The sequence below is a fragment of the Sulfitobacter sp. SK011 genome (genome assembly GCF_003352065.1).
GTDB lineage: Bacteria > Pseudomonadota > Alphaproteobacteria > Rhodobacterales > Rhodobacteraceae > Sulfitobacter.
On record NZ_CP025803.1, the window covers coordinates 3017439 to 3039891 of the forward strand.

Annotated in this window: 23 protein-coding genes; 7 read left to right on the forward strand and 16 right to left on the reverse strand. The window is 58.4% G+C overall.

All coding sequences use genetic code 11. From position 1 onward, the window contains the following. Positions 1-33: 33 nt before the first annotated feature. From C1J02_RS14875 to C1J02_RS14900, 7 genes are all read right to left on the reverse strand, one after another. The gene (locus C1J02_RS14875; protein WP_114879277.1) at positions 34-240 is read right to left on the reverse strand and encodes a hypothetical protein; all 207 of its coding nucleotides are present in this window, start codon (positions 238-240) and stop codon (positions 34-36) included. A 78-nt stretch (positions 241-318) separates the two neighbouring features. Further along, positions 319-531, reverse strand: a complete 213-nt coding sequence (locus tag C1J02_RS14880; RefSeq protein WP_114879278.1) for a hypothetical protein — start codon at positions 529-531, stop codon at positions 319-321. Positions 532-865: 334 nt separating this feature from the next. Continuing rightward, complete coding sequence (locus tag C1J02_RS14885; protein ID WP_114879279.1) at positions 866-1213, reverse strand: hypothetical protein; 348 nt, start codon at positions 1211-1213, stop codon at positions 866-868. Between the two features lie 90 nt (positions 1214-1303). Then, positions 1304-1447 carry a hypothetical protein gene (locus C1J02_RS21080; RefSeq protein WP_205389817.1) on the reverse strand — a complete coding sequence of 48 codons (144 nt, stop codon included), beginning with the start codon at positions 1445-1447 and terminating at the stop codon, positions 1304-1306. Positions 1448-1661: 214 nt separating this feature from the next. Continuing rightward, the gene (locus C1J02_RS14890; RefSeq protein ID WP_114879280.1) at positions 1662-2042 is read right to left on the reverse strand and encodes a DUF6497 family protein; all 381 of its coding nucleotides are present in this window, start codon (positions 2040-2042) and stop codon (positions 1662-1664) included. Further along, positions 2039-2437 (reverse strand): cupin domain-containing protein, encoded by a 399-nt coding sequence (locus C1J02_RS14895; protein WP_205389818.1) that lies wholly within the window; start codon positions 2435-2437, stop codon positions 2039-2041. The genes C1J02_RS14890 and C1J02_RS14895 overlap by 4 nt, the downstream gene beginning before the upstream one ends. Positions 2438-2591: 154 nt before the next feature. Beyond that, the gene (locus C1J02_RS14900) at positions 2592-4124 is read right to left on the reverse strand and encodes an acyl-CoA carboxylase subunit beta (RefSeq protein WP_114879281.1); all 1533 of its coding nucleotides are present in this window, start codon (positions 4122-4124) and stop codon (positions 2592-2594) included. 179 nt (positions 4125-4303) lie between these two features. Between C1J02_RS14900 and C1J02_RS14905 the strand changes: the two genes are divergently transcribed. Both C1J02_RS14905 and C1J02_RS14910 read left to right on the forward strand, forming a co-directional pair. Further along, positions 4304-5527, forward strand: coding sequence for a multidrug effflux MFS transporter (locus tag C1J02_RS14905; RefSeq protein ID WP_114879282.1), 1224 nt, complete (start codon positions 4304-4306; stop codon positions 5525-5527). 75 nt (positions 5528-5602) lie between these two features. Beyond that, positions 5603-7003: a short-chain fatty acyl-CoA regulator family protein gene (locus C1J02_RS14910; RefSeq protein WP_114879283.1), complete on the forward strand. Its 1401-nt coding sequence runs from the start codon at positions 5603-5605 to the stop codon at positions 7001-7003. Here the strand turns inward: C1J02_RS14910 and C1J02_RS14915 are convergent, their stop codons facing one another. The 7 genes from C1J02_RS14915 to C1J02_RS14945 all read right to left on the reverse strand — a co-directional run bounded on the left by C1J02_RS14915 (position 7004) and on the right by C1J02_RS14945 (position 14633). Then, positions 7004-7606: a thermonuclease family protein gene (locus C1J02_RS14915; RefSeq protein WP_254693114.1), complete on the reverse strand. Its 603-nt coding sequence runs from the start codon at positions 7604-7606 to the stop codon at positions 7004-7006. Positions 7607-7743: 137 nt separating this feature from the next. Further along, the gene (gene betA, locus C1J02_RS14920) at positions 7744-9402 is read right to left on the reverse strand and encodes a choline dehydrogenase (protein ID WP_114879285.1); all 1659 of its coding nucleotides are present in this window, start codon (positions 9400-9402) and stop codon (positions 7744-7746) included. 21 nt (positions 9403-9423) lie between these two features. Further along, positions 9424-10881 (reverse strand): betaine-aldehyde dehydrogenase, encoded by a 1458-nt coding sequence (gene betB, locus C1J02_RS14925; protein ID WP_114879286.1) that lies wholly within the window; start codon positions 10879-10881, stop codon positions 9424-9426. Between the two features lie 59 nt (positions 10882-10940). Continuing rightward, positions 10941-12449: a choline-sulfatase gene (gene betC, locus C1J02_RS14930; protein ID WP_114879287.1), complete on the reverse strand. Its 1509-nt coding sequence runs from the start codon at positions 12447-12449 to the stop codon at positions 10941-10943. Continuing rightward, on the reverse strand, positions 12446-13021 hold the full coding sequence (gene betI / locus C1J02_RS14935; RefSeq protein WP_114879288.1) for a transcriptional regulator BetI: 576 nt from the start codon (positions 13019-13021) through the stop codon (positions 12446-12448). Before betI ends, betC begins: the two co-directional genes overlap by 4 nt. A 75-nt stretch (positions 13022-13096) precedes the next feature. After that, positions 13097-13999, reverse strand: a complete 903-nt coding sequence (locus tag C1J02_RS14940) for a DMT family transporter (protein WP_114879289.1) — start codon at positions 13997-13999, stop codon at positions 13097-13099. Positions 14000-14036: 37 nt separating this feature from the next. Continuing rightward, positions 14037-14633, reverse strand: a complete 597-nt coding sequence (locus tag C1J02_RS14945; protein ID WP_114879290.1) for a LysE/ArgO family amino acid transporter — start codon at positions 14631-14633, stop codon at positions 14037-14039. A 248-nt stretch (positions 14634-14881) separates the two neighbouring features. Here C1J02_RS14945 and C1J02_RS14950 point away from each other — a divergent pair, with 248 nt between their 5' ends. After that, a complete protein-coding gene (locus C1J02_RS14950) occupies positions 14882-15124 on the forward strand; it encodes a hypothetical protein (RefSeq protein ID WP_114879291.1) in 243 nt (80 codons plus the stop codon). Between the two features lie 126 nt (positions 15125-15250). After that, a complete protein-coding gene (locus C1J02_RS14955) occupies positions 15251-16642 on the forward strand; it encodes a M20 family metallopeptidase (protein WP_114879292.1) in 1392 nt (463 codons plus the stop codon). A gap of 78 nt (positions 16643-16720) precedes the next feature. Here C1J02_RS14955 and C1J02_RS14960 read toward each other — a convergent pair whose 3' ends face one another. After that, entirely contained in the window at positions 16721-17461 is a 741-nt protein-coding gene (locus C1J02_RS14960) for a YebC/PmpR family DNA-binding transcriptional regulator (protein WP_114880629.1), read from the reverse strand. 177 nt (positions 17462-17638) lie between these two features. Here C1J02_RS14960 and C1J02_RS14965 point away from each other — a divergent pair, with 177 nt between their 5' ends. The 3 genes from C1J02_RS14965 to C1J02_RS14975 are packed head-to-tail and all read left to right on the forward strand — an operon-like array spanning position 17639 to position 20640. Further along, on the forward strand, positions 17639-18385 hold the full coding sequence (locus C1J02_RS14965; RefSeq protein WP_114879293.1) for a HisA/HisF-related TIM barrel protein: 747 nt from the start codon (positions 17639-17641) through the stop codon (positions 18383-18385). A gap of 51 nt (positions 18386-18436) precedes the next feature. Next, the gene (locus C1J02_RS14970) at positions 18437-20209 is read left to right on the forward strand and encodes an SLC13 family permease (RefSeq protein ID WP_114879294.1); all 1773 of its coding nucleotides are present in this window, start codon (positions 18437-18439) and stop codon (positions 20207-20209) included. Further along, entirely contained in the window at positions 20209-20640 is a 432-nt protein-coding gene (locus C1J02_RS14975) for an ion channel (protein WP_114879295.1), read from the forward strand. Before C1J02_RS14970 ends, C1J02_RS14975 begins: the two co-directional genes overlap by 1 nt. 34 nt (positions 20641-20674) lie before the next feature. Here C1J02_RS14975 and C1J02_RS14980 read toward each other — a convergent pair whose 3' ends face one another. Continuing rightward, entirely contained in the window at positions 20675-22453 is a 1779-nt protein-coding gene (locus tag C1J02_RS14980) for an SLC13 family permease (RefSeq protein ID WP_114879296.1), read from the reverse strand.

A 22453-nucleotide genomic window follows, 5' to 3' on the forward strand; every position in this document is an offset into this window, starting at 1 on the left:
GAAAGCCGGTTTCCGACCCGCAGAAAAGTTACATCAGGTGCAGTTAACGACTTCTGTCTGGCAGGCAAGCACGTTAGCGCCTGCACCAACGGCCGCACCGGTCGCAAGGCTGCCACCGGTGACGGCGGCCGCACCTGCGCCGATTGCGGCACCGCCGAGCGCTTGTTCACCCAACGTGTCGCCACAGGCCGCAAGGCCCGCGCAGACTGCGACTGCAAGAATAAGTTTCGATATGGGCATTTACGATCTCCTTTGGTGTATCTCGTTCTAGCGTAAACCACTGAAGCCCGTAATTGTTCCTCAGCTAAATCAGCGGGATCAATACCCGCGACATTTGCCGGGATTGAGCTGGCAATAGGCAATATTGCCCGCCGCACCGATGGCCGCACCCTGCAAAAGGCTGCCGCTGGTAAGGGCCGCTGCACCCGCACCGATGGCACCGCCGCCAAGGGCCTGCTCGCCCAGGGTGTCGCCACATGCCGCAAGGCCCGCGCAGGCCGTAAGCCCCAAAATGATGTTCCGAATAGACATATACCTGTTCCTTCACTGCTTTTGTTTGCTTGGCCAATGCGCTGGGTTTCTCCCATTTCCCGCTTGGCTGCATCTTTAGGTCGACTGTGCCCGATCATCGGGCCCAAACCCCGCCCCCCGTAAAAATCGGGCAGCAATGCCGAAGCTTCGACACGCTGCCCGTAAAGGGAAGGGGTATGGTCTTGGTGTGCATAAGGCGAAATCCAAAGGACTTTACCCGTAGCAAAACTGATGCTGACCGAAACGGACGCGCGCGCCAAGCGCGCCGTCTTACTTGCGCAAGAATCGGCTGAGGATTGCTGATAGGAGGAGAGGCCAAGCGACAACATGCCGATCAATCCTCAAACGCATCAGGAAAGGCGGCGCGTGCGACATCTTCGTTGATGACCAGCATGGCCTCATAATGGGCGGGATCAAAGGGATCTGTGGCCGGCAAAACCTCGCGACCAAACAGCCACGAAAGGCGCCCGGCATCAAGGTTGCCGCGCTCGAACGGCTGATCGCCAAATGCGTCCCACAACGCCTTCATGAACCCGATGTCAGCACGCCTGTCAGCAGCACGCCGGTCAGACCGGCGTTCGCGCACGGTCAAAGGCGTCGCCCCTTTGGGGTTCGCACGTCGTATGGTGAATTGGAAATCTGTACCCGGCAGTCGCCCGGGAAAGCCGCGGTGCTTGAGCATATAATCTAACATGACAGCCCCCTCATATCGGGGCTGCCAGCACGCGCAGCGAAGGTCAGGACAGGCGCGGACGCCTGCCCTGAAGTGGTATTACTTGTACTTGCCTGTGTACGTAGGCTCAACCGAGATAGGCTCGGGTGCGACCACAACGTAGTCATCGTCCTGCTGGCTTGCACATGCAGAAATGGCAGCAACAAAGCTGAAAGCTGCCAGCAATTTAATGCTCTTTGACATTTAAGTCTCCTGTCGTTGTTAATGGGGCGCGACACTGCTTGATGCATCGCGCGCCCCGATTCTGAGGTAAGGGATACGTGGGTATTCCTTGCCCGCACGTTACAAGAAGTGATTTGCCATTGATACCGGGTTTCAACCAATCGGCGGCATTGTGACTCCAAAGCCTCATTTTTAGGGCGAATCGCAGCCCTCTGCCGTATATATTGTGGTTTCATCACAGCCCTTCCCAAATACAGGTGTCGCCATCGGCCCGGAAAGCTTCAAAAAATTGTGTTGCATCGGGATCTGGGACGCCAAATTCCGTCACGCGATCGGCCAGCGATACCACGATGATCTGCCCGTCCAGGTCATATTGCGTGATGTAGGGCAACGCCACCGACGCGCACAGATGCATCATGTCCGGGGCCGCCGCTTCATTGTCGATGCTGCCACCATCGCGGGCAATTTCCGGGGCCACAAAGCGGAACCGCAGCCATGTCTGGCCGCCCACATCGTCGACCAGCACCTCTTGCAACTCAACGGGCTGACCCGATGGCACATCAATGGCGAGAGCCGGGCTGGCGGCAAGGAACAGGGCTAGAAACACAGCTTTCATGGCGCATCTTCGTCCTGCGTGGGGAAATCGGCGGGTGAGATAATCTCGATCAGTTCCATATCATCGGAATGGCGCACTTCACGGTGTTTGATGCCGGGGGGCTGAAGAACGCAGGAGCCTGCGCGCAGAGTATGTTCCCCCTCGCCTTCGTATTCGAACACCACCCAGCCTTGGGTGACATAGACCATCTGGAAATCAAGGTCGTGGGAATGCCAAGTGCCGGGGCTTTCCATGCCCGGCACAGCACGGATGACATGGGCACCGTAGGCCCCCTTGGTCGCGGATTTGATGCCCAGATCGCGGTATTCGAAGAAGGGGCGGAGACCCGCGCCTTTGAAGGTGCCGGAGTCCGCGTGGGCGATGGTGAAGGATTGGTTTTTGAACACCTTAGACATCAATCATTTCCCCTGAAAGATGCGCCCATGGCCCACCTGCCATGGGTGGTCGTCGCGCCTGCCTTACGCCTCCGACACCGGTTATGCACTGTGCTTTGCGCCTGACCGAGAGGTCGGACGGTATTTAAGAAAGGGTGAATAGGCATAGGAGTGCTCACAACGGAATGTTGTCGTGCTTCTTCCACGGCATCACGACCTTCTTATTTCGCAATGACGCAAACGCCCGGGCGACCCGTTTGCGGGTTGCGCGCGGCTGGATCACTTCGTCGATGAACCCGCGCTCGGCGGCCACAAAAGGATTGGCAAAGCGGTTCTCGTAATCCTTTGTGTGCTGCGCGATCTTGTCGGCATCCCCCAGATCAGCGCGGTGGATGATCTCGGTCGCACCCTTGGCGCCCATCACGGCAACCTCGGCTGTGGGCCAGGCATAGTTGAAATCAGACCGCAGGTGCTTGGACGCCATCACGTCATAGGCTCCGCCGTATGCCTTGCGGGTGATCACCGTGACCATCGGCACGGTCGCCTCGCCATAGGCAAAGAGCAGTTTAGCGCCGTGTTTGATCACGCCGCCATATTCCTGTGAGGTGCCAGGCAAAAAACCGGGGACGTCGACCAAGGTCAGGATCGGAATTTCGAACGCGTCGCAGAACCGCACAAACCGCGCGGCCTTGCGCGAGCTGTCGATGTCCAGACATCCCGCCAGCACCATCGGCTGGTTTGCCACTACGCCCACGGTGCGCCCTTCGATGCGGATAAAGCCGGTGATGATGTTCTTGGCGAAATCTTCCTGAATTTCGTAAAAGTCGCACTCGTCACCCAGCTTGAGGATCAATTCCTTCATGTCGTAGGGCGCATTCGCATTTGCAGGCACCAGCGTGTCCAGCGATGCCTCAATCCGTTCCGGATCATCAAAGAACGGGCGCACGGGCGGCTTTTCGCGGTTGTTGGCGGGCAGGAAATCAACCAGACGCCGCACCTCGGCCAAAGCCTCAACATCGTTTTCAAACGCCCCATCCGCCACAGATGATTTGCGGGTATGGGTGCTGGCACCGCCCAATTCCTCGGCAGTGACAACCTCGTTTGTGACGGTTTTCACCACATCAGGGCCGGTCACAAACATGTAAGAGCTGTCTTTGACCATAAAGATAAAGTCGGTCATCGCAGGCGAATAGACCGCCCCGCCCGCGCACGGCCCCATGATCACGCTGATCTGCGGGATCACGCCGCTGGCCTCGATGTTGCGCTGGAACACTTCGGCATAGCCCGCAAGACTTGCCACCCCTTCCTGAATGCGCGCGCCACCTGAATCGTTGATGCCAATGACAGGCGCACCATTCTGGATCGCCATGTCCATGATCTTGCAAATCTTCTGCGCATGGGTTTCAGAAAGCGACCCGCCAAATACCGTGAAATCCTGAGAGAACACATAGACCAGCCGCCCGTTGATCGTGCCCCACCCGGTGACCACGCCATCGCCCGCAGGCTTTTGTTTTTCCATACCGAAATCGGTACACCGGTGCGTCACGAACATGTCGAATTCTTCGAAACTGCCTTCGTCGAGCAGCAGTTCAACCCGCTCACGGGCTGTCAGCTTGCCGCGCGCATGCTGGGCGTCGATCCGTTTTTGACCACCACCCATACGGGCCGTTTCACGCCGCTGCTCCAGCTGTTCGAGAATATCTTTCATGGTGCTCCCCTATGTGGCCCGTCTTGAGTTTGCGGCATATTAGCGAAGCAGGCGGCACAACCAAAGGTCAATTATGCAAATTTGCAAAGTTTATTCAGCAGGTCGCTTGTTAATTGCAAATTAGCAAAAATAACAATGCGCAATGGACAAGGTCACGCCACAGGACTACTTGCATTTGCATGGATAATACACCGCAGATCCGGTTTCTGGATCGAACCACGCCGCCGCACATCGCCACCCTGATCCTGCTGGCAGGCATGTCAGCCATCGTAATGAACATCTTCCTGCCCAGTCTGCCGCAAATGGCAGAATACTTTGGCACCGACTATGCCGTGATGCAGCTTTCCGTGCCGCTTTATCTGCTGTGCAGCGCGGTGATGCAGCTCTTTATCGGCCCGATTTCGGACAATTTGGGACGCCGCAAGGTGATGCTCTGGGGGCTGGGCCTGTTCTTGATTGCCACGCTGGGCTGCATCTTTGCCCCCAATGCCGCGGTTTTTCTGATCTTTCGGGTCGGTCAGGCGATCATCGCCACCGCCATGGTTCTGAGCCGCGCCGTGATCCGCGATCTTTATACTCAGGATCAATCAGCATCCGTCATTGGCTATGTCACCATGGGCATGGCTTTGGTCCCGATGGTCAGCCCGGCCCTGGGTGGGCTTTTGGAAGAATTGTTCAATTGGCAGGCATCCTTTTGGGCATTGTTTGTGATCGGCGTCGGAGTCATGACCCTTGTTTGGGTCGACATGGGCGAAACAGCGCGGGCATCAGGCAAATCACTGTTTGAGCAATTCTCTGAATACCCCGAACTGCTGCGGTCCCCCCGTTTCTGGGGCTACGCGCTGGCGTCTGGTTTCTGCTCGGGCGCGTTTTTTGCCTATCTGGGCGGCGCACCCTTTGTGGGCAGCGTGGTTTTCAACCTCAGCCCATTCTGGCTGGGCATCTATTTTGGCGCCCCCGCGGTTGGCTATTTCGTCGGCAACTTCATCACCGGGCGATTTGCCACGCGGTTTGGCATCAACAAGTTGGTGCTTTGGGGGTGTCTGGCCAATGCATTCGGCGGGGCCGTTTCGCTGCTGATCTTTTTGGCTGGCTACGGCACGGCAATCACTTTTTTTGGCATGATGACGCTGGTGGGCCTGGGCAATGGCCTGTGCATTCCCAATGCCACCGCAGGCATGCTTTCGGTGCGCCCGCATCTGGCAGGCACCGCATCTGGCCTTGGTGGTGCCATCATGATCGGCGGCGGCTCGGCCCTTGCCGTGTTGGCGGGCGCGTTGCTGACCCCTGAAACCGGGGCCTATCCGCTGCTGTGGCTGATGTTGCTTACGGCCATGGCGGGCGTCTGTTCGATATGGGTGGTCGTGCGCCGCGAAAAGGCATTGGCTTTGAAGCAGGGTTAATCCACGCGACCCACCTTGCGACACACAGTTTGCAAAGCTAGACTTGGCCATCTGCAAAGTTGCAAAGGGCGTATCATGGCCATTCAGAAACTATATGCCGGGGCCAAGTTGCGTGAACTGCGCACCAAGGTGGGGCTCACCCAAAAAGACTTTGCCGCCCGGCTTGGCGTGTCCCTGCCCTATCTCAACCAGATGGAAAACAACAACCGTCCCGTCAGCACGACGGTCGTGCTGGCGCTGGCCTCCGAATTTGGGATGGATGTGACCGAGCTTAGCACCGGCGACGGCGAACGTTTGGTCAGCGACATGCGCGAGGCATTGGCCGATCCGGTCTTTGGTGGGGACATGCCGCCGCTGGCGGATCTGCGTCTTGCCGCGTCTAACGCGCCAGGGTTGGCGCGCGCCTTTCTGGAATTGCACCAGAACTACCGTCAAACCCACGAACGCCTGGCCTCACTGGACGAAGCATTGGGCCGTGAAGATGCCCGCGCCAGTCCAAGCCCATGGGAGGAAGTGCGCGACTTCTTTCATTACTGCGACAATTACATTGACGCCGTGGACCGCGCCGCAGAGCATTTTGCCAGCCGCGAGGGCGGCCACCGCAACACCCGCGCCTCTGCGGTTGCGACATTATCGGATGCCGGCGTGACCATCGAATTTACCGACACGGATGCGTTGCGCAGCTTTGATCCCGCCCAAAACATCCTGCGCATTTCGGCCCGTGCCGCCCCCGAAACCCAGACATTTCAGCTGTTGCTGCAGGTCGCTCTCAGCCGTCAGGACGCGCTTCTTGAAGCGACCCTCGATCTGGCGCGCTTTCACAGTGCCGCTGCCCGTGACATCGCAAAGATCGGTCTGGCCAATTACTTTGCCGGGGCCGCCCTGCTGCCCTACGGCGCGTTTCACACCAAGTCTCAAAGCTGCCGACATGATCTGGAGGTACTGGCCGGGCATTTTGGCGCGTCGATTGAACAGGTGGCGCACCGACTGTCCACCCTGCAACGACCTGGCACCAAGGGCATTCCGTTCTTTTTTGTGCGGGTGGATCAGGCCGGGACCATCACCAAACGCCACTCTGCCACCCGCCTGCAATTTGCGCGCTTTGGCGGGGCCTGTCCGCTTTGGAATGTGCACAGCGCCTTTGAAACGCCGGGGCGGTTTTTGCGCCAACTGGCTGAAACGCCCGATGGCGTCCGGTATATCAGTCTTGCGCGCGACATCTCGAAACCGGCGGGCCGCTTTGGTGCGCCGGTGCGGCGCTATGCCATCGCATTGGGCTGCGAAGTGCGCCATGCCTCGGCGATTGTCTATGCCGATGGGATGGATGTTGGCCGCGATGGAGCGTTTGAACCGATCGGCATTTCCTGCCGTATTTGTGAGCGCAAAGAATGTCACCAACGGTCAGTACCGCCGCTTGAACGTCAATTGGTGGTCGATCCGAACATGCGCAGCGTCCTGCCGTACCGCATTGAATAATCAGCGTTTTGCAGGCCGCCAGCCTGATGCCTTGGCCTGCGCCTCTGAGCAAAACCAGCGTTCGCCCTTTGCGGGCGCGATGCCGGTGCGGTCATAGAATTTCTGACCCGGCATGTGGTAAATGTGTTTGCCTGAGGCGCTGATATTCCCTTTGATCTGGCAGTCCGGGTCATCGCCCACCCGCCCTTTGATCCGCGTCAGCCGATAGCGTGCGGGCGATTGCAGCACAAACCCATGCACACCTTTGTTGGCGACATAGGCGGCCTTTTCATCCAGATCGTAGTCAAGCGAATACTTGCGATAGGCAAAGGCCAGACCCTCTTGCACCAGCACTTTTGCAATGTCGGTGCCATCCACAAAACAACGCGCCACTGTCCTGCCATAGCGGTCTTTGCTCAAGGGTTCGCAGCGTACTTTAGCCCCCTGAAATCGGTCACGCACCTGTCGGGTGATCCAATCACCGCAGGCCCAGTTCTGGCCTGACAGGGTCGTGCAGGGTTGATCACTTTCTGGCGCATCAATGCCATGTAACCGAATGCGGGTCTGGCCCACGTCGAGCGTATCACCATCAATCACCCGCACTTTGCCGGTGATCTCTGCCATGGCAGGCAAAGCGCCGAGGAGCAGCGCCGCAATGAGAGCAAAACGTGAACAAATCCTTAACATTTGGCCTATATGGCGGAGCAAATCCCCACCATCAATAGCATTTGTTAATAAATGTTAACGCAAATTTACAGCGATCAGCGTTGCGACACCTGCCAATTCGGATGCATCCAGGGTTCGTCATTGGCACGCGGCAAGGGGTCCAGCCCCAGCAGGTGATCTGACACCTTTTCGCCAACCATGATCGACGGCGCGTTCAGGTTGCCGTTGGTGATACGGGGAAAGATTGAGCTGTCTGCGACGCGCAGACCCTCGACACCAATGACCCGCGCCTCAGGATCGACAACCGCGTTTTTATCGTCTGCCCGGCCCATCCGGCAGGTCCCGCAGGGGTGATAGGCACTTTCCGCATGATCGGCGATCACGGCGTTCAGTTCCGCGTCCGTTTGCGCATCGGATCCGGGCTGAATTTCGTTTTTGACAAAGGGCTTGAACGCTTCTTGCGCAAAAATCTCTCGGGTCAGGCGGATGCAGGTGCGGAAATCTTCCCAGTCGCTTTCCTCTGACATGTAATTAAACCGGATCAACGGATCAGCGGCGGGATCGGATGACGCCAGCGACACACTGCCCCGCGAGGCGGATCGCATGGGACCGGTATGGGCCTGAAACCCATGCCCCTCTGGTGCCACCTGCCCGTCATATCGAACAGCGATGGGCAGGAAATGATACTGAATATCCGGGTACGGCACACCGGGTTTTGACCTAACAAAGGCCGCGGATTCAAACTGGTTCGACGCCCCCATGCCGCGCTTGGTGAAAAGCCATTGCGCGCCAATCACCGCCTTGGACAGCAGGTTCCAGTATTTATAAAGCGTGATCGGCTGCGATGCGGCCATCTGGATGTACATTTCCAGATGGTCTTGCAGGTTTTGACCGACGCCGGGACGGTCCGCGACCACCTCAATGCCATGTTCGGCCAGATGCGCGGCGGGGCCAATGCCCGACAACATCAAGAGCTTAGGCGAATTGATCGAGGACGCGGCCAGCACGACCTCACGCTCTGCCCCGATCACCTCAATCCGGCCACCGCGCGATACCTCTACGCCCACAGCACGGCCATCCTCGATGACCACACGCTGCGCCAGGGCGCGCAGGATCTGCACATTCCCGGTCTTTTGCGCGGGCCGCAGATAGGCGTTGGCCGCAGACCATCGCCGCCCTGCCCAGACGGTTTGTTCCATCGGGCCAAAGCCCTCTTGTTGTTGGCCGTTGTAATCGTCTGTGACCTGATACCCGGCCTGCGCACCTGCCTGCACAAATGCGTCAAACAGCGGATTGTCACGCGGCCCCCGGCTGACGTGCAACGGCCCATCTGTGCCGCGCCAGGTTGCATCACCGCCATGACCACCGTCATGCCAGGTTTCCATCCGCTTGTAGTAGGGCAGCACATCGGCAAAGGACCAACCGCGCGCACCCGCCTCTTCCCAATGGTCAAAATCCATCGCATGTCCGCGCACGTAGACCATGCCGTTGATCGACGACGACCCACCAATGACCTTGCCGCGCGGACAGACCAGGCGGCGGTTGTTCAGATGTGGCTCGGGTTCAGAGCGATAGCCCCAATCATAGCGTTTCATGTTCATCGGATAGCTGAGTGCGGCAGGCATCTGAATAAACGGGCCGGCGTCCGTGCCACCATGTTCGATCACAATGACCTTGCGTCCGGCCGTCGCCAGCCGATACGCCATCGCACAGCCCGCGCTGCCCGCCCCTACAATCACAAATTCCGCGTTCATTTAATGTGTCCTTTGCAGCGCTTAAAATGGCGCTTCGACGTCGTCCATGCGGACAAACACCGATTTCAACTGGCTATAGTGATTGATCGCAGCCTTGGAATTTTCACGGCCCACACCTGAATTCTTTGCCCCGCCAAAAGGGGCCTCGACCGGCGCATCATTGTAGGTATTGATGTAACAGGTGCCCGCCTCAAACCGCGCCGCTACCCGGTGCGCGCGGCTGAGGTCATTGGTAAACACGCCCGCCGCCAACCCAAATTCCGTATCATTTGCACGGGTTATGGCGTCTTCTTCATCCTCAAAATCAAGAACCGCCATGACGGGACCAAAAATCTCTTCGCGTGCGATCACCATATTGTCGGTCACATCGGCAAATACAGTTGGCTGCATGTAGAACCCATCGCAGTCCACCCGCTTGCCGCCCGTGACCAGCCGCGCGCCTTCGGCCTCGCCTTTTTCCACATACCCCAACGCGATGTTCATCTGCCGCTCTGATACCATCGGGCCAAAGTTGGTGGCGGGGTCCATCGGATCGCCGATCACGGCGGTGCCCAGACGTTCGGTCAGGCGCTTCAAGAAAGCCTCTTTGATCGCTTTGTGCACAAAAACCCGCGTGCCGTTGGAACAGACCTGACCCGAACTGTAAAAATTACCCAATATCGCGCCACTGACAGCGTTTTCGATATTGGCGTCGTCAAACACGATCATCGGGGATTTGCCGCCCAGTTCCATCGTGACATGTTTGATCCCCGCCGCCGCCGCTGCGTAAACCTTGCGGCCCGTTGGCACCGACCCCGTCAAAGACACCTTGTCGACACGCGGATCCGTGACCAATGCGCCGCCGACCTCGCCCATGCCCTGCACCACGTTGTAGATGCCCGCAGGCAATCCCGCCTCGTGCAGGATTTCCGCGACCTTCAGGGCGCAAAGCGGTGTTGTCTCGGACGGTTTGAAAATCATCGCATTGCCGCAGGCAAGTGCTGGTGCGCCTTTCCAGCAGGCAATCTGCGTCGGATAATTCCATGCCCCGATACCGACACACAGACCCAATGGTTCGCGCCGTGTATAGACCCAGTTTTCGCCCAACTGGATATGTTCGCCGGTCAGCGTGGCCGCCATACCGCCAAAATATTCCAGCGCATCAGCCCCGCTGGTGGCATCCACCACACTGGTTTCCTGATAGGGTTTGCCGGTGTCATAGGTTTCCAGCACGCTGAGATCATGATTGCGTTCGCGGATCATATCCGCTGCCCGGCGCAGGATGCGCCCCCGTTCGGTGCCGGTCATCAGCGCCCATGCAGCCTGCGCAGTCTTTGCCGCGACAATAGCCTGTTCGATGATGGCTGGGGTGGCCGCATGAACGGTCGCGATCTTTTTGCCGGTGGCCGGATAGATCACATCAATCGGCGTACCGGCGGTATCCTCAACATATTGCCCGTTGATGAAATGGCTGGCTTTGGGTTGAGTATCATAAGGCATGAAGGTGTCTTTCTTGGCGGGAGTGCATGTGTATTTTTAAGAACAATGAAACTGGGGGGCTATTCCCCGCGTGGAAACCGCTTGTTTTCTTCAAGCACATTGAGGTCCATATGGTTGCGCATGAACTGCTCTGATGCCTGGCGCAGCGGTTGATAATCCCAGGGGTAATAGCCACCCATGCGCAACGCTTCATAGACCACCCAGCGGCGGGCCTGCGACTTGCGCACATCAGCGTCATAAGCTTCCAGATCCCAGCGCGCCTCTGATTTGGCGCGCAGGGTGGTCCGTGTGCCCTGATGGTCGGGATGTTCGGCGAGATTGGTCAGCTCATGCGGATCGGCGTCCAGATCAAAAAGCTGATCAGGGTCCAGCGCACAGCGGTTGAATTTCCATTTGCCGTACCGCAAAGAGACCATGGGTGCATAAGACGCTTCGGCCGCGTATTCCATGGCGACGGGTTCGGTGCGGTCAACACCCTGCCCCATGGGCACCAGAGATTGCCCTGTCGTCCATGCCGTCACTTCGTCCATGCTGACACCCGCGAGGTCGCACAGGGTTGGGCAGACATCAATGTTGCTGACCGGGGTGGTCTGCAAGCCCGGTTGCATCTGCGGCGCACAGATCATCATCGGCACGCGGGAGGACCCTTCGTAGAACGACATCTTGAACCACAGGCCGCGTTCGCCCAGCATGTCACCGTGATCGGAGACAAAGACGATGATCGCCTCTTGCCGGGTGTCTTCCAGTGTCTGCAGAATCTCGCCCACCTTGTCGTCGAGATAGCTGATGTTGGCAAAATAGGCGCGGCGCGATTTTTCGACATTCTGGGATGTGATGTCGAAATTGCGCCAGTCGTTTGCGTCAAAGATACGTTTCGAATGGGCGTCATGATCGGCATAATCCATCGCTGGAATGTCGGGCTGCAAGTGGTCGCAATCCTTGTATAAATCCCAATACTTCTTGCGGGTCACATAGGGGTCATGCGGGTGCGTAAAGCTGACTGTGAGGCACCACGGGCGGTCATCCAGGCCGCGTGACAGGTCATAGATTTTGCGCGTCGCCTCAAAGGCCACCGCATCGTCGTATTCCATCTGATTGGAAATCTCGGCCACGCCTGCACCCGTCACCGACCCCATGTTGTGATACCACCAATCGATGCGTTCACCCGGCTTGCGATAATCTGGCGTCCAGCCGAAATCAGCCGGGTAAATGTCGGTGGTCAAGCGCTCTTCGAACCCGTGCAGTTGATCCGGACCGACAAAATGCATCTTGCCAGAGAGGCAAGTGTGATAGCCGGCACGCCGCAGGTGATGTGCATAGGTCGGGATTGACGATGCAAACTCTGCCGCATTGTCATAAACACCCGTCGCCGAAGGCAATTGGCCTGACATGAAGGCCGCCCGCCCCGGCGCGCAAAGCGGCGATGCGGTATAGGCATTGCGAAATCGGGTGGACCGCGCAGCCAGCTTTTTCAAGTTTGGCGCATGCAACCAGTCTGCCGGACCATCCGGAAAGAGCGTTCCGTTCAGTTGATCCACCATCAGGATCAATATGTTCGGCTTGGTCATGCCGGGTCTTTCAGCAAAAGATCGAGTGTCGACAGCGCACTGGCCCGCGCCGCATTGGCGGTGCCACGGTCGGACAACGCCGCGCGCAAATAGAGCCCGTCAATCAGCGCTGCCAATGTGTCGGCGTCCGCAATCGGATGCGCGCTTAAGCCCCGTAATGCATGGGTCAGATTGGACCGCAGGCGCCGCTGATAAAGCCGCAACAGACGTTTGGTATCCTTGTTGGTCCGCGAGGCCGCATAAAGCGTCATCCAGGCGTTGACCGTGTCAGGGGCAAAACAGGTGTCATCAAAACTGGCGATGATGATCGCCTGCGCCCGCGCCCGTTGCCCGCGCGCCTGCGTCAACCGCGCCCTTACCTCGGCACCATATTCGACCAGGATATGGCGCATGGCTGCCAGAAATATCTGATCCTTGCCGCCAAAATAGTGATGTGCCAGTGCTGTGGACATGCCCGCACGCTTTGCAATCTGACCCACCGTCACGTCCAGAGAATGCGCGGCACCGATCTCAGCGATGGTCGCTTTGACCAGTGCCGAGCGGCGGATGGGTTCCATTCCTACTTTGGGCATGGGGATTCGCGTCCTTTACGGGTTAACCACCCAAGGATAATGCGTTTTTTATTGACCAGTCAATCAAGAAAGATGTCAGACTTTCGTCGCATGGCTCAACGGTGTGATCTGGCGCTTCAGCATCGCCTCACGCCAGGTAATAAATGTGACCGACCCAAGGATCACAAAGCCGCCGATGACCACCCAGATATCAATCGCTTCGTCAAACGTGATGGCCCCAAGGGCCGTGGCCCAGATCAACTGAAGAAACGTCACAGGTTGCGTCACGGTCACCGGAGCCGCAGCAAAGGCAAGGGTCATGGTGTAATGGCCCGCCGTTGCAAAAAATGCGACACCGGCAAGGATGGTGATCTCGTGCCAGGTGGGCATGATCCAGACAGACAGCGCGAAGGGGGCCAATCCGATGGTGACAAAGATCGACAGCATCGCCACCACCACAGCCGGCTTGACCTCGTCGGCGAGGATCTTGGCCAGCAGATACGACCCGGCAAAAACCACCGCCGCGAAGAGCATCGCCAGATGGCCCATGCTGACCTCACGAAATCCGGGCCGCAGGATGATCGCGGCCCCCAGCAGGCCCAGACAGACCGCCACAATCCGCCGCGCGGCCAACCGTTCACCCAGGAAAACGGCGGCACCTATGGTCACATAAATCGGCGCGAGATAATTCATTGCCGTCACTTCGGCGATGGGAATGCGGGTCATCGCAAAAAACCACAACATGACCCCCATCGAATGGAAAATCCCGCGCAGGCCGAAAAGGCTCCAGTGACGCCGTGTCAGATGCGCGGACCTTAGGGCGTTGATGGCAGGCAGCAAGAACACAAGGCCCATGGCATAGCGCAGAAACGCTGCTTCGGCCGCGGGCAGGCGCGGACCCATATATTTGACCAGCGCCGTGACCATGATGAAACACAGTCCCGTCACCAGCATCCAGAAGATGCCCGTCACCGGGCGTTGGGGCAGTGCAGTTGCCATGGCAGACTTGTTTCGCAACCCGCGTGCAAGGGCAAGGTCACATGAAAAGAAGTTTCGCGGCAATCGCCCACATGGTCAGCGCGATAATCGCGTCCAGCACCTGCCAGCTGCGCGGCTTGGCAAAGAGCGGGCTGAGCAGACGCGCCCCGTACCCCAGCGCGAAAAAGAACACAAAGCTTGCCGTGACAGCGCCGATGCCAAACCACAGACGGTCGGGATATTGCGCCGAGATGGAACCAAGCAACACCACGGTATCGAGATAGACATGCGGATTGAGCCAGGTCAGCGCGAGCAGTGTCAGGATGGCCCTGCGCAGGCTATGAATGCCCTGCCCTTCAGCCTGCAAAGCAACGCCGCCGCGCCATGCCGCCTGCGCATTCTGCACGCCATACCAGATCAAAAACGCCGCGCCGCCATAGCGCATTGCGGTTTCGAACCACGGCAGCGCCTCTGCCAGCGCCCCAAATCCGGCCACACCGGCAGCAATCAAAAGCGCATCTGACACCGCACAGGTCAAACAGACCCAAAAGACAAACTCGCGGCGCAAACCCTGACGCAACACAAAGGCATTCTGTGCACCGATCGCCAGGATGAGGGTCAGGCTCAGCGCAAAACCGGGTAAAAACGAGGTCATCACCGACGCGGTCGTCCTTTAATTCAGGTCAAACGGCGCAACGGCTGCGCGCTGATTGTTCAAATGAAGATATATCCAATTATTTCGATATATTTGAACCGTTTTGCCGACCTTGCGACTGCATTGCAAGGCCCCGCTTCAGATCGAGAATGTAACAAAACAGACACGTTTGAGTGATCCGAATGACGCCCCCTAGCGTACCTCTATTGCAGTGCCTATGTGCAAGGTCATAGAAAAAGGAAAATGTCATGTTCGACAAATACAAGAAGCTGGAAATCAGCCAGGAAGAGCTTGCCGTAATCGAGGCCGCACTTCACACGCAATCAAAGATCCTGAACGTTCAGGCCAGTGCTGGTGGCAATGCTGCGCGCCGTCGGCTGAATGAAGTCAAAAGGGTTCTGGCGCATGTTTCACAACACCGCACCCCAGACACAGAGCCATGCCGCAAACCGACCGCTGGCTGGTTCGGAATGTCACGTATCTTTGGCTGAGACCTGCCAGAATAGACACACAACCATAACGTCCCTTTCCGGGGCGTTTTTTATTGCCGGCTGATTTGTTGTGTTTCCATCCTTCCGCGCGCAAACTTGTCTTGCAAATGGGCGGGGATGCGCGGAATGAAATCTCAAAACAATGACCGGGCAAAAGCGCTTGCGAACGCGGCCGCATATTTTGATGACGGCCGTTTCGAGGCTGACCTTGCCGCCCTTGTCAGCATCCGCAGCGAAAGCCAGAACCCGGCCAGCGCCGATGCCCTGCCCCACTACCTAAACGAGGCGTTGGTGCCGCGATTGGCGGCTGCAGGCTTTAGCTGCGAGATGTACGAAACCCCTGCTGGCGGCCCGTTCCTGATTGCACGGCGGGTTGAAGATGCGGGCCTGCCGACGGTTCTGCATTATGGCCACGGCGATGTTGTGCATGGTCAGGACGCGCAGTGGCAAAAGGGCCTGTCGCCCTTTGCCCTGACCCGCAGGGGCGACCGACTATATGGGCGTGGCACGGCGGACAACAAAGGCCAGCATCTGATCAACATCGCTGCTGCCGAGGCCGTCATCGCAGCGCGCGGTGCCCTTGGGTTCAATGCCACCTGGGTCTTTGAGATGGCCGAGGAAACCGGCTCCGCCGGGCTGGCTGGGTTTTTCAAGGCGCACCGCGAGGACCTGAAAGCCGATGTGTTGATCGCCTCTGACGGGCCACGCCTGCAACCAAATACACCAACGATCTTTCTGGGCGCACGAGGCGCGCTGAATTTTACCCTTATGGTGAACCTGCGCAACGGCGCGCATCATTCGGGCAATTGGGGGGGGCTGCTGGCCGATCCCGCGATGATCCTGTCACATGCGCTTGCCTCAATCACCGACGTGCGCGGCCAGATTGCCGTGCCCGAATGGCGCCCCACCAGCCTGAACGACGACGTGCGCGCCGCCCTCCGCGATCTGCCTATCGCAGGCGAAGATGGCCCTAATATTGATGCGGACTGGGGCGAAGAAACACTGACGCACGCCGAACGCGCTTTTGGCTGGAATTCCTTTGCCATTCTCGCGATGAAAAGCGGTGTCCCGGAGGCCCCGGTAAACGCGATTTCGGGTCACGCCAGCGCCACCTGCCAGTTGCGGTTCGTGGTCGGCACTGAGCCTGACGACATTCTCCCCGCCCTGCGCCGCCATCTGGACCGCCATGGGTTCACCCAAGTTGAGATCATTCCCGACGCCGCCAACATCTCAAAAGCAACCCGGCAGCCGCGGGATCACCCTTGGGTGCAACGTGTCGAACAGTCGGTCATTCGCACAACGGGCAAAGCACCGCACGTGTTGCCCAACCTCGCCGGATCGCTGCCGAACGATTGTTTCACAGATATTCTGGGGCTGCCGACGGTCTGGATACCGCATTCCTATCGTGGCTGCTGCCAACATGGCCCTGATGAACACATACTGGGCACCATTGCGCGCGAAGGCCTTCAGATCATGACAGGGGTGTTCTGGGATATCGCCCCGCAGGGGCGTCTATAAAAGAATCTGTGCCGGAGGGGCGTCCATAGTCAACGTCGCCACGCAGGGATGACCTGATCGCACCGCCCTGCCAACGCCCTAAAGCTGCTCCATCACCTCGTCAGAGGCTTCAAAGTTGGTGGTGACGCGCTGCACATCATCGTCATCTTCCAGCGCATCCACCAGCTTCATCAGCTTTTGCATGCTTTCGAGATCCATTTCAGTGGTGGTGGTTGGCCGCCATGTCAGCTTGGTCGATTCACTTTCGCCCAATTCCGCTTCCAAGGCTGTGGCAACCTCGTTCAGATCGGTGTCGGCACACCATACGGTATGGCCCTCTTCGGTGCTTTCCACATCCTCTGCCCCCGCTTCGATTGCAGCCATCATGACGGTGTCCGCATCACCAACATCTGCGGGATAGGTCACCTCGCCCTTACGGTCGAACATGAACCCGACGCTGCCCGTTTCGCCCAGATTGCCACCGTTCTTGGTAAACGTGGATCGCACCGTCGACGCTGTGCGGTTGCGGTTGTCGGTCATCGCCTCAACAATCACCGCCACGCCATTGGGGCCATAGCCCTCATAGCGGATTTCTTCGTAATCGTCGCCTTCGCCAGCGGTTGATTTTTTGATGGCCCGGTCAATCACGTCCTTGGGCACGGATTGCGATTTCGCTTCTTTCACCGCCAGACGCAGGCGGGGGTTTTTGTCGGGGTCCGGTTCGCCCATGCGTGCCGCCACTGTGATTTCCTTGGAAAGCTTGGAAAACAGCTTGGAGCGTTGCGCATCAGCGCGCCCCTTGCGGTGTTGGATATTTGCCCATTTTGAGTGGCCGGCCATGACAAACCTCATGTCTGAAAATTCTAGTTGGCACTCTATAGGCCAGCCGCACAGTCATGTGCAATCCGCAGCGTGACACCGGATGACCCCTCCAGCCCCTAAAATGCCGCTTTCAGCGTATCCTAATCTGGGCCAATCCATGATAGGTTGACCTTGCGTCAGCAAAGGAGCCCCGTCATGATCATCATTCCCGCCATCGAACTTCAGAAAGGCCGTTGTGTCAGCCTGTATCGTGGACGACTGGACGAGCCGCAGATTTGGCATGTCGATCCGGTGAATACCGCGCGTGGCTGGGCGCAGGCCGGTGCGCAAATGCTACATATCACCGACTTTGACGCGGTTCAGGGCAAACCTGACGACAACCGCGATCTGGTCACCAGCATCATACGGCAGGCAGAGATGCCAGTTCAGTTTGGCGGTGGGATACAAACCATGGACGGGATTCGGCGCTGGATCGACGCTGGGGCCGCGCGCATTGTGCTCAGTTCAGCCGCCGTGCACAAACCTGACCTTGTCAAGGAAGCAGCGCTTACCTGGCCTGACCGCATCGTTCTGGCCGTCGATGTCTTTCAAGGTAAGGTCATGGCAGGCGGATGGCGCACCCAGTCTGCGTTCGATCCCGAACCCTTCATCCGCAACTTTAGCAATGACCCGCTGGCCGCTGTCATCGTCACTGACATCGACTCTGCAATTGAGGACGCCGATGCGTCGCTGTCACTCATCACGAAATTGGCCGCAGAAACAAACGCACCGGTCATTGCCCGCGGCACCGTGCGCGGATTGGACGACATCAGCCGCTTGAAATATGTGCCCCATGTTGCAGGCACCATTGTCAGCCGCACGCTGTTCGACAAAACGCTGTCGCTGTCCGAGGCGCTGGCCGTTGCGGCAACTGTCCCCGAGGAAACTGCGCCCTTCGTATAGGTCGCCTTCTATCGGCTGGCCAAACGCAGCACGCTCGGCCATAAATCGGGAATGACAACAGATCAGATCATTCTCTTTTCCTTGTTCGGCGCGGTCTTTGGCCTGCTGCTCTGGGGCCGTTTCAGGTATGATATCGTGGCCTTTTCCGCGCTGATGATGGGCGTGGTGCTGGGCGTGGTGCCAACCAAGAACGCCTTTGACGGCTTTGGCCATCCTGCAACGCTGGTGGTTGCTTTGGTGTTGGTCGTTTCCGCTGGCCTGGTCCGATCCGGCGCTGTGCTCTTGATCACCCGCACGCTGGTCGATGCCTCGCGCAGTCTGGGCGCGCATATCACGTTGATGGGCGCGGTGGGCGGTATCCTGTCCGCGTTCATGAACAATGTCGCCGCATTGGCGCTGTTGATGCCTGTCGACATGCAGACGGCCCGCAAAGCAGGGCGTCAGCCGGGGCTCAGCCTGATGCCGCTCAGTTTCGCCACCATTCTTGGCGGCATGGTCACCCTCATCGGCACCCCACCTAATATTATCATCGCCGCGATCCGTCAGGAATCACTGGGAGAGCCGTTCAGGATGTTTGATTTCGCCCCTGTCGGCGGGTTGGCGGCCATCGCAGGTCTCATTTTTGTCGCCCTGATCGGCTGGCGTTTGATCCCAGCACGCGAGGATGCGGCCCTCGATCTTGAGGACATATCACAGTACATCGCCGAATTGACGGTCCCCAAGGGCAGCAAACAAATCGGCAAACGCATCAGCGAACTACAGGATGTCGCAGATAAATCTGATGTCGCCATTCTGGGTCTGATGCGTGACGGCAAGCGCCGCTATGGTCAGGCGCGCAATGTCGCTTTGAAAGCGGACGATGCGCTGGTGCTTGAAGCCACACCAGATGCGCTTGACGAATTTCGCAGCACCCTTGATCTGGCGCTGGCCGACAGCAACCGCGAAGAACACCTTAAGGCGGGCGGAGAAGGCGTTGAAATCATTGAGGTTGTTGTCCCTGAATCCTCACGCCTGAGCGGGCGCACGGCGCAGGCCGTGGGCATGCTTTGGCGGCAGCGCACGATCTTGTTGGGGATTTCACGACGGGGCCGCAAGATCACCTCACATCTGCGCAATACGGAACTCAGGGCCGGTGACATCCTGTTGCTGCTGGTCCCGCGTGACATGGCCGGGCATGTGACCGATTGGCTCGGTGTCTTGCCCTTGGCGGATCGCGGTCTGGCGGTGACTGAAAACTCCAAGGTCTGGCTTGCCATCGGGCTTTTTGGGGCGGCGGTGGCGGCGGCGTCCTTTGGCCTGATCTATCTGCCCGTGGCACTTGGGTTGGTGGTGATTGCCTATGTGCTGGCCAAAATCATACCGCTTTCCGAGCTTTACACCCATATCGAATGGCCCGTCATTGTCTTGCTTGGGTCGATGATCCCTCTGGGGGCAGCCCTTGAGACCTCAGGCGGTACAGAACTGATCGCGGGCGCGCTTATCGGCTTGACCGAAGGGATGGCCCCGTGGATCGTGCTGACCGTACTGATGGTCGTGACGATGACGTTGTCAGACGTGCTCAACAACACCGCAACGACCATCGTGGCGGCCCCTGTGGGCATTCAGATGGCGCAAACCCTGAGTGTCTCACCCGATCCGTTTCTGATGGCGGTGGCAGTCGCGGCGTCCAGCGCCTTTCTGACCCCCATCGGACACAAGAACAACACGCTGATCCTTGGCCCCGGCGGCTATTCCTTTGGCGATTACTGGCGGATGGGCCTGCCGCTTGAGATCATCGTGGTGGCCGTGTCGATCCCTGCAATCCTCGTCTTTTGGCCACTCTGATGGAATTGTGGACACAGATCGCACGCGGCACGCTGTTTCTGAGCATCTCGGCAGGGGTACATCTGGCCCTGATCATCTTCAGCCTGCCGTGGCTGACACGGGTGGCTCAAGCCACCAAAGATCAATTTCGCGCGCATCGTGCCGGTCTGCTGATCAGCCTCGCTTTTGGGCTCACTGTCTTTGGCCACACCTTGCAGGTCTGGATCTGGGCTGGCGCGTTTTTGTGGTACGGGGCAATCGACGGCGTTGATACCGCTGTCTATTTTTCCCTCAGCACCTATACCACACTGGGATATGGCGACATCATTCTGGATGATACCATGCGTACCTTTGGGGCATTTGCCTCTGTGTGCGGCATGCTGACCTTTGGGATCAGCACCGCGTTTCTGGTGGGGATGATCGGGCGGGTGTTGCCCAAGGGGCTGCACTGATCGGCGACCAGCACCCAATGCCACGTAGAGTGTTTTACAACGGCCACATCAGCGGGATCAACGCAGAGGCCAGCAGCCCGACCGACAGATTCAACGGAATCCCAACCTTCAAGAAGTCCGTGAACTTATACCCACCCGGCCCGTAGACCATCATGTTTGTCTGATAGCTAATCGGCGTGGCAAAGGTCGCGCTGGCTGCAATCATCACCGCAATCACCAATGGTCGCGGATCAATACCCATGTTCACCGCCAGACCAATTGCCACCGGCGTCAGCACCACCGCAACCGCGTGATTGATCAACTCTGACAGCACCGACGTCAGCAGATAGATCGCCCAGACGATAAGGAAGGGAGGCAAAACGGCAATGGGTGGTGCAATAATCTCGACGATCAACTCAATCGCCCCGGAGGTTTCCAGCGCCGTCGCGACCGCAAGCATCGCAAAAATCAGCGCAAGCAACCGCCCGTCGATCACCGAAAACGCCTCGTCCGGGTCAATGCAGCGGGTCAGGAACAGCACAGCCATCGCAAGCACAGCAAGCAACAGGATCGGGGCCACCCCAAACGCCGCAAGGATGACGATGCCCGCCAAAGCCGCCAATGCCAGCGGGGCATGGCGTTGACGATACGGCCGTTCGGTGGGCTGGTTCACATCCACAAGGCCTGCATCAACGGCCAGTCTGTTGATATCTTGCGCATTCCCCTCGAGCAGGAGTGTATCGCCGACCCGCACAATCACGTCGTCAAGTTTGCGACCAATGTTTTCGTTGCGCCGATGCACGGCCAGTGGATAAACACCATAGCGCCGGCGCAGACGCAGCGCCCCAAGCGAACGGCCCACCAATGTCGCACCCGGCGTGATCAGCACTTCGACCGTTGTCGTCTCGCGCGAGCTTAGCTTGTCGACAACCCGCACATCCGAGCTGGCCTGCATGCCCAGCAATTCCTGAATCTGAGTGCGCAAAACTATGCGGTCACCGGCTTCAAGTACAACGGAGGCAAGATCACGGCGCAGCGACAAGTCGCCGCGCAGCACGTCAATGAGCCGCACACCGTCACCCCCGAAAAGCCCGACGTCCGTGACCTTTTGACCAATCAATGCGCTTTCTTCTGGCACCGCAACTTCGGTAAAGAATTTCTTTTTGGTTTTATCGCCAAGCATGCTGGCCATGGTGGGCCGGTCAGGCAGCAACCGAGGAGCCACAAACCGCAAATAGAAGCCGCCCCAGATCACCAGAGGGATCGCCAGCGGCGTGACCTCAAAGATCGCAAACGGCTCCATCCCGCTGGCCCGCGCCACGCCATCAACCAGCAGGTTGGTCGAGGTGCCGATCAGGGTCAGGGTGCCCCCAAGGATGGCCATATAAGACAATGGGATCAGCATCTTGCTGGCGGAAATACCCAGTTTCTTGGACAATTGCACAAACACCGGGATCATCACCAGAACCACAGGCGTATTGTTGACAAAGGCCGACGCCAGCACCACGAAAACCATCAAGGAGCCGATGGCCATCACCGGACTTGTGTCGGCCTTTGCCTCGGCCAGTCGGGTGAACCACGCCAAAGCGCCGGTGCGCACCAGCGCCCCCATGACGATGAACATCGCGGCAATTGTCCACGGTGCCGAATTTGACAGCACATGAACCGCATCATCATAGGGCAAAAGCCCCAGCGCCAGCATCGCCGCAGCACCACCAATGGCCGTGACCTCGGGCGGATAAATCTCGCGGATAAAGAGTGTGAACATGACAATGACGACGCCGAGGGTCATGAGCGCCTGAGTTTCTTGCGAAAGCTCAAAAAAACCAGCCAT